Genomic DNA, 7,237 nt, shown 5'->3' on the forward strand with positions numbered 1-7,237 from the left:
TGGGGTACCGCCAACAAAGTGCGGATTTTGTACGCTAAGCCCCGTTTGATCGAAAAAAGGCCGGTATCCTGTACGCTAAGGATTACCGGCTTCGATTCTTCATTGAATAAGTGGTAACAATGCGTTTAGGCTGGCATTTCGCTTTTGATCGAATGTGTACTCGCCAAGAAAGTTGATATGTTCCCATCCTAAAGGCGAAATGTGGCTTAATAGATTTGCCTGAAGCGATCCTTTTTGATTCAAGAGTTTCGTTGCTTCTGTAAGATAAACTGTATTCCAGACACTTATTGCGTTGATCAGAATATTCAATGCGCTGGCCCGTTGTAGCTGATCTTGTAAGGCACGTTCACGTAATTCTCCGCGTTTTCCAAAGAAGAGTGCTCTGGCAAGAGCGTTCATTGCCTCGCCTTTATTTAGACCACGTTGGATGCGACGACGCATCGATTCGCTAGAGATGTAATCCAAAATAAAGATTGTCTTTTCGATCCGTCCCATTTCCCGTAGAGCTGTAGCTAGACTATTTTGTCTAGCATAAGATCCAAGTTTCCCCATGATAAGAGATCCAGAAACTTTCCCTTCTCGAATAGAGTGGGCTAAACGTAAAACGTCATCATAGTTCTCCCGAATGATCTTCGTATTGATACGACCGCGGAGTAGGTTTTCTATCTTTGGAAACTCACCTACCTTATCAAAAGAATATAACCTGGAATCAGACAAATCCCGAAGCCGTGGAGCAAACCGGAATCCGAGCAAATGACTTAAACCAAAGACTTGATCAGTGTAGCCGGCCGTATCCGTATAATGTTCTTCAATAGACAACTCAGATTCATGATGCAAAAGGCCATCGATGACATGCACCGCGTCACGAGCATTCGTATTGATGACTTTCGTATAGAACGAAGAAAATTGATCGCTGACGAATCGATAAATTGTTGTTCCTTTTCCTGAGCCATAATGCGGGTTCGCATCAGCATGTAGTGCCGAAACACCTACCTGAACACGCATACCATCTGATGAAGATGTGCTGCCGTCTCCCCAATAAGAAGCTAAAGCCAGCTTGTGATGAAAGTTTACCAGAGTGGCCTGTGCCCGATTCATGGCATCCTCATACATTCTCCATTGAGCTACGTTTGCCATTTGATGATACGAAATACCTGGAGTGGCCTCAGCCATTTTTGTCAGCCCTATGTTCGTTCCCATTGCCATTAGAGTGGCCATCACAATCGTTCTTTCTTCGGCTTTAGGTGGACGACCAGTAGAAGCATGAATAAACATTTCATCAAATCCAGTCCAGTTGGCCACATCCATAAGCAAATCAGTTAATTTGATACGGGGCAGCATGTCATAAAGAGATAAACTGAACGATCTGGCTTCATCCGGTACGTCTTTCTCCAACCGATCAACACGAAGTTTTTCTTTATCTATACTTACGCCTTCAAGCTCATGCAGATGATCCGATACCCATTGCAGACGCTTATATAACGCTTCGTATCTCTCCTGAAGATATTCTTCTGACGACAAGCTAACAGCAAGTCTGGTACCGGAGGTACGGGCAGTATCCCATTCTTGTTTAGATACCAGGTATTCATCAAAATCTTTATGCTGCTTACTTCCTACAACGGAAATATCTCCAGAACGAATATGATTACGCAGCTCTGTAAGAGCAGCCATCTCATAATAATGTCGATTGATTAAGCCATCCTCGTCATACACATGTTTTTGCCAACGATTCGGGATAAAGTCTAATGGTGCTCCATCTGGAACCTTACGTTTCCCTGAATTATTCATTTCACGAATGGTATCTAATGCGCGTAATAACGGTTCGGTTGACTGAGTAGAACGAAATTCTAGTGCTCGTAGAAGAGTAGGTGTATATTTTCGGAGATAAAAGAATCGATTCTCCAATAAATCCAAATAATCATAATCCATTGGCCGCGCCAATTTCTTTGCTTCTTCAACCGAAGCGACTATCTTTTCCCACGGCATAACCGCCTCTAAGGTTGCAAATGGATCAAGACCCTCGTTTCTAGCTCGGATCAGAGCTGCACCTAAATCCGCATAATGTATAACCTTTTCATTGACGGACTTTCCATTTTGTTTTTGTATTTCTTCTTGTGCTTTACGTCCCTTTGATTGCAATATCATAATCTGCCGGTCATGGATTTCAATCGCTTGGTCGATTAAATTTTGACTTACATTCAAAAGATAGGCGACTAGAATGGCGTATCTTTTTGTCTCGTTAAATCGTCGGAATGAATGTGGCTCGTATCTTGCTCCCAAACGGGCCAATTGTATGAATCGGTTAGGGTGGATCTCACCCGTGTTTATCGATAATTCAATTCCCCGAATATACTCCAGACGCTCAATCACTTTTAGAAATGCCTCTGGCGAGGATTGGCCAGGTACCTCCCGAAGCCATGCTAGAAGTGTTTTTCCGTTTTCTATAAATGGATCGATCAGCTTGTCTAATCTCAGCTTTTGCCAAATAGACAGGGAATTTGTTAGCTGTTTAAAAATCCTTTCCTCTGCTCGATGGCGGGTTTCCCAGACCAGCCTTTCAATTGTCGTCATAGCCGGGAGAATAATTTTTCTCTTTCGTAGTTCGTCCAGGACGGTGCGAATCAAATGTGTCGGATTTCCATTCTCCATTGCATAATGTAATAAAAATTGGGATGAACTACGGTATTCACGCGAAGAGAAATTACGATACCCATATTCCTGACGGATCTCTTCAAGATGTTCACGTCTGGTCGGGTCCCGTTGAGCATACAAAGGATAGACTTCCGGATCAACATCAATTTGCTTGGCTATGTAACGTAAGACAGTCTCAGGAATATCTTTCACATCAGACAATGACCAACCAGGGTATCTAAGAGTACATAATTGAACAGCGAAGCCCAAACGATTATGATCTCTTCGGTGCCTGTTGATGATTTCTATGTCATGTTGTGAAAAGGTATAGCAAGTAGCGAGTTCCCATTCACTCATGTCTGGACGAATCCTCATGAGTTCATTTCTTTCGTCTAGTGTTAGTAATTCTCTTCCTCTAACCGGCATAAACTGCTCATCCTTTCAGATTATTGCCAAGCTATTTTTTCTACTTCGGATTGCAAATCAGCTCGTGTTGCTTTGACGTAGATCATTGTTGTGTCTAAGCTGTCATGCCCCATAATTTGCGCTAACCGATGTAATGGGGTATTGTCGGCCATGACATAGCCGAATCGATGGCGCAAATCGTGAGCACTTAATCCTTCTAAGCGAGCTAATTTCATGTATTTTTGAATGAGATGTCGTAAAGCCCGTTCAGTTAAACGATCACCTGTTTTTTCTGAAGGGAATAGATACGGACTATCTGGAGACAAGTCCACCATATGTTTTTCCAAGATGGCCCGGCAAGTTGCATTTAGCGGTACTTCTCGTTGCTTGTTTCGTTTTCCTGATCGAACTGTAACCTGACCACTTCGTTTTCCAATGATTACATCACCAGGAGCAAGATCACAGATTTCCATCGTTCGTAGTCCCGTATGCAGCATTAAAGTAATGATCGTTTGATCTCGAATCGATCCACTATGCTCCACCGCAGCAATGAGAGCTGCTTCTTCTCTTTCGGTCATCTGCCGTGGGCTTGCCTTTTCTTCTGGTACCAACTTGACCGGCTTGGACGGATCGCGGCGAATTAAACCTTGAACTGAAGCCCACTCAAAAAATCGTTTCAACGTAATTAACCTACGGTTAATCGTGGCCGGTTTTAGCTTCATTTCCTTTTGCATCACATCGCGGTATCTTGTGATGGTGGGTGTTGCTACATCTTCCATACGAAATGGTATAATTTCTTCAGATACTTGTTCGCATTCAAACCATCCGATGAAATGTTTCAGATCCCCACCATACTCTTTAACTGTTTTTGGTTTCAAATCTTCCTCCGTTTCGAGCATATGTATAAAGTCAGCAATGACTTTTTCTCCTTGTTCTGAAATCCCGTTTCCTGTCATCTTGAGAACCCCCAAATTCTTGTCTTACATTAGCGGACATGATAATCTTATCTTAACGAGAACATTAGCGGACATCAATGGTTGGCTTTAAATATCAATCATGTCCACTAATATTAATTAGCGGACATTTCTCGGAGGAGAGTTTTCCTGGCCATCAGCAAGCGAGAATTAGGGGTAGTACCATCGTCGCTGACACCACCCGCAAAGTAGAATGTGTTTATCCACAAATGATATGTTAAAAAGCCGATTTTTCCTCAAGCAGGAACTATCGGCTTTTACTATTTTATGTCTTGCTTCTAGTGTCTGTGATGAACAAGAACGGTCACGATCAACTCTCCAAATAGCGATAGAGTGTAGTTTTGCTTATTCCCGTTTCTTCTTTGATTTGTGCAAGACTGTATTTTTTACTTTCGTACATACTAATTGCCCGTTTTACATTCTCGTCAGGTTTACGTGGACGGCCAGCCGTTATTCCGTTTTGCTTCGCCTCATATAATCCTTTTTTGGTATTCTCACTAATAACATCTCTTTGAAAGCTCAACAAGTGATTTACGCTATCATGAAACGAATAGCCAGTAGAATTTCGAGTGTCAATCCCTTCTCCGACAGATAAAAGATAAGCTTGCTTATCACTTATCTGATGTAACAAATCTGCAAGATGTCGAGTAGAATCAGCCAATGAGAATAATTTAGAAACTATAATCGTATCACCTGGTTGCAGTTCACTCATCATTTTTTTTAGTACGACTCTTTTTTTGGGGGACGAATGTTCCTCAGTAAATAGATGATCACAGTTTAAACTTGTCAAAATCTGATACTGAATGTGACACTGAATATCATCTGCATTTGGCCTCATGTAACCAATTAACATGACTTTCACTCCTAACTGCCCAAGCCTTAGTAGAAGCATACCACAAAAATAGTTCCAAAAAGGTTCCTTTTTGGGTCGTTCGATGATACAATGAATCTGCTCAACACGGAAAAAGACTTATATAAGTCTAAAAATAATAAAGATAAGGAGTGAGAGTAAACGTGCTTGAAAAGATGAAACGAGATTGGTTTTCCAATATTAGGGGTGATGTGCTTGCAGGAATTGTTGTCGCTTTAGCCCTCATTCCCGAAGCAATTGCCTTTTCGATTATTGCTGGAGTCGATCCTATGGTTGGTTTGTATGCATCTTTTTGTATTTCAGTCATTATCGCATTTGTAGGCGGTCGTTCAGGTATGATTTCTGCTGCAACAGGTGCAATGGCCCTTCTCATGGTGCCACTCGTAAAAGAACATGGTTTACAATATTTATTGGCTGCCACTATACTCACAGGGATTATCCAACTCATATTTGGTGTTTGTAAGGTTGCAAAACTAATGAAATTTATCCCTAGAGCCGTCATGATTGGATTTGTAAATGCGCTGGCCATTTTAATATTTATGGCGCAGGTTCCTCATTTCGTTGGAATATCGACTTTGACTTATCTATTTGTCGCTATTACTTTACTTATTGTATATGTAGTACCTAGATTTTTCAAAGCGATACCAGCCCCATTGATCGCTATTATTGTCTTAACAGCTGCTTCCATTTGGGGACAATTTGATTTAAGAACGGTTGGCGATCTAGGTAAAATTACGCAATCGCTGCCAACCTTCTTTATTCCTGACATTCCGTTTACCTTGGAAACGCTACAAATTATCTTTCCGTATTCAATCGCTTTAGCCATTGTTGGATTATTGGAATCATTGCTAACAGCCTCTATTGTTGATGATATGACAGGTACAGAAAGTAATAAACATCGAGAATCCAGAGGACAGGGTATTGCAAATATCGTAACCGGATTCTTTGGCGGCATGGCTGGATGTGCCATGATTGGCCAGTCTGTGATTAATGTCAAATCAGGAGGTCGAGGTAGACTATCAACCTTGATTGCAGGACTATTCTTATTATTCCTCATTCTTGTATTGGGTGAATTAGTAGTACAAATACCAATGCCTGTACTAGTTGGAATTATGATTATGGTATCGATCGGCACATTTGATTGGTCATCTTTCTCCTATTTGCGTAAAGCTCCCAAATCAGATGCTGTTGTCATGTTAACTACCGTGATTATTGTTGTTGCAACACATGACCTATCAAAAGGGGTTATTGCCGGAGTTATTCTTAGTGCGATCTTTTTTGTTGCCAAGATTTCTAAACTTGAGGTTAAGAGGCAACAGACTAGCGACAAGATCAAATATGATGTTACCGGGCAATTGTTTTTTGCTTCTGTAGAGGGCTTTGTTAACTCGTTCGACTTTACGATAGCAAAAAAAGATATCGTTATTGATTTTACAAATGCACATATTTGGGACGATTCTGCTGTAGGCGCGGTAGATAAAGTTGTCATCAAGTTTCGTGAAAATAATAATCATGTAACAGTCGTCGGACTCAACTCTTCTAGCAAAAAAATTATAGACAAACTAGCACTGTATCACGACACAAATGCGCAATTAAAAGCTCACTAACGAAAGGGAGATATGATGATGTATAAACGTATTTTACTAGCTGCTGACGGATCAAAATACTCAATTCGTGCGGCACAGGAAGCTGCTAAAATTGCATCTTTGGTTCCGGATTCCTCAGTAGAAATCTTGTTCGTGGAAGATATGTCCAAAATTAAGAACGAAGTGCTGCATTCACAAGATCATGAAGAATTAGAGTTGAAACGTCAACAAAAGTTGATGCCCGTAACAGAGCAACTTTCCACCCAAAATATCAATCATAAAACAAAGATTATTATCGGAGATCCTGGCCCAGCTATTGTAGAGTATGCAAACAATGAGAAAGTGGACTTGGTCATTATAGGAAGCCGTGGGCTAAATTCTTTACAGGAATTCGTTTTGGGTAGTGTCAGTCATAAAGTCGTTAAGAGAGTACAGTGCCCTGTTATGGTTGTAAAATAAAATAATGAGCAGTAATAAAAAGCAGCACTCTTATATGTAGTAGGGAGTGCTGCTTCTGTTTATGCTAAACATTAAAAAACATTGGCTCAATCTCTAAAAGTGTATTCAAAGCTGACAATTACTGATGCTCAATACGAATATAACGAGGTTAATAATCAATATCCAGTCTAGTTTTTATCTAGTTTGTGGGTGGTGTCAGCGACGCTGGTACTACCCCAATAAGCCGGTAATCCTTAGCGTACAGGATATCGGCCTTTTTTCGATCAAACGGGGCTTAGCGTACAAAATCCGCACTTTGTTGGCGGTACCCC

The 7,237-nt window shown here is 41.1% G+C and carries 5 protein-coding genes; 2 read left to right on the forward strand and 3 right to left on the reverse strand.

The features are described 5' to 3' along the window. Window positions 1-99: 99 nt before the first annotated feature. The 3 genes from BLW49_RS28330 to BLW49_RS28340 form a co-directional block, all read right to left on the reverse strand. Window positions 100-3,057: a Tn3 family transposase gene (locus tag BLW49_RS28330; protein WP_090728262.1), complete on the reverse strand. Its 2,958-nt coding sequence runs from the start codon at window positions 3,055-3,057 to the stop codon at window positions 100-102. A gap of 20 nt (window positions 3,058-3,077) precedes the next feature. After that, window positions 3,078-3,992, reverse strand: a complete 915-nt coding sequence (locus BLW49_RS28335) for a tyrosine-type recombinase/integrase (protein ID WP_090728265.1) — start codon at window positions 3,990-3,992, stop codon at window positions 3,078-3,080. A gap of 328 nt (window positions 3,993-4,320) precedes the next feature. Beyond that, window positions 4,321-4,863, reverse strand: a complete 543-nt coding sequence (locus BLW49_RS28340; RefSeq protein WP_090728266.1) for a recombinase family protein — start codon at window positions 4,861-4,863, stop codon at window positions 4,321-4,323. 161 nt (window positions 4,864-5,024) lie between these two features. Between BLW49_RS28340 and BLW49_RS28345 the strand changes: the two genes are divergently transcribed. Together BLW49_RS28345 and BLW49_RS28350 are read left to right on the forward strand one after the other, a co-directional pair. Beyond that, window positions 5,025-6,488, forward strand: a complete 1,464-nt coding sequence (locus BLW49_RS28345; RefSeq protein ID WP_090728268.1) for a SulP family inorganic anion transporter — start codon at window positions 5,025-5,027, stop codon at window positions 6,486-6,488. Window positions 6,489-6,506: 18 nt separating this feature from the next. Then, window positions 6,507-6,926: a universal stress protein gene (locus BLW49_RS28350; protein ID WP_090728270.1), complete on the forward strand. Its 420-nt coding sequence runs from the start codon at window positions 6,507-6,509 to the stop codon at window positions 6,924-6,926. The last annotated feature ends 311 nt before the right edge of the window (window positions 6,927-7,237 follow it).

This window comes from Paenibacillus sp. PDC88 (assembly GCF_900106725.1).
GTDB classification, from domain to species: Bacteria; Bacillota; Bacilli; order Paenibacillales; family Paenibacillaceae; genus Paenibacillus; species Paenibacillus shunpengii.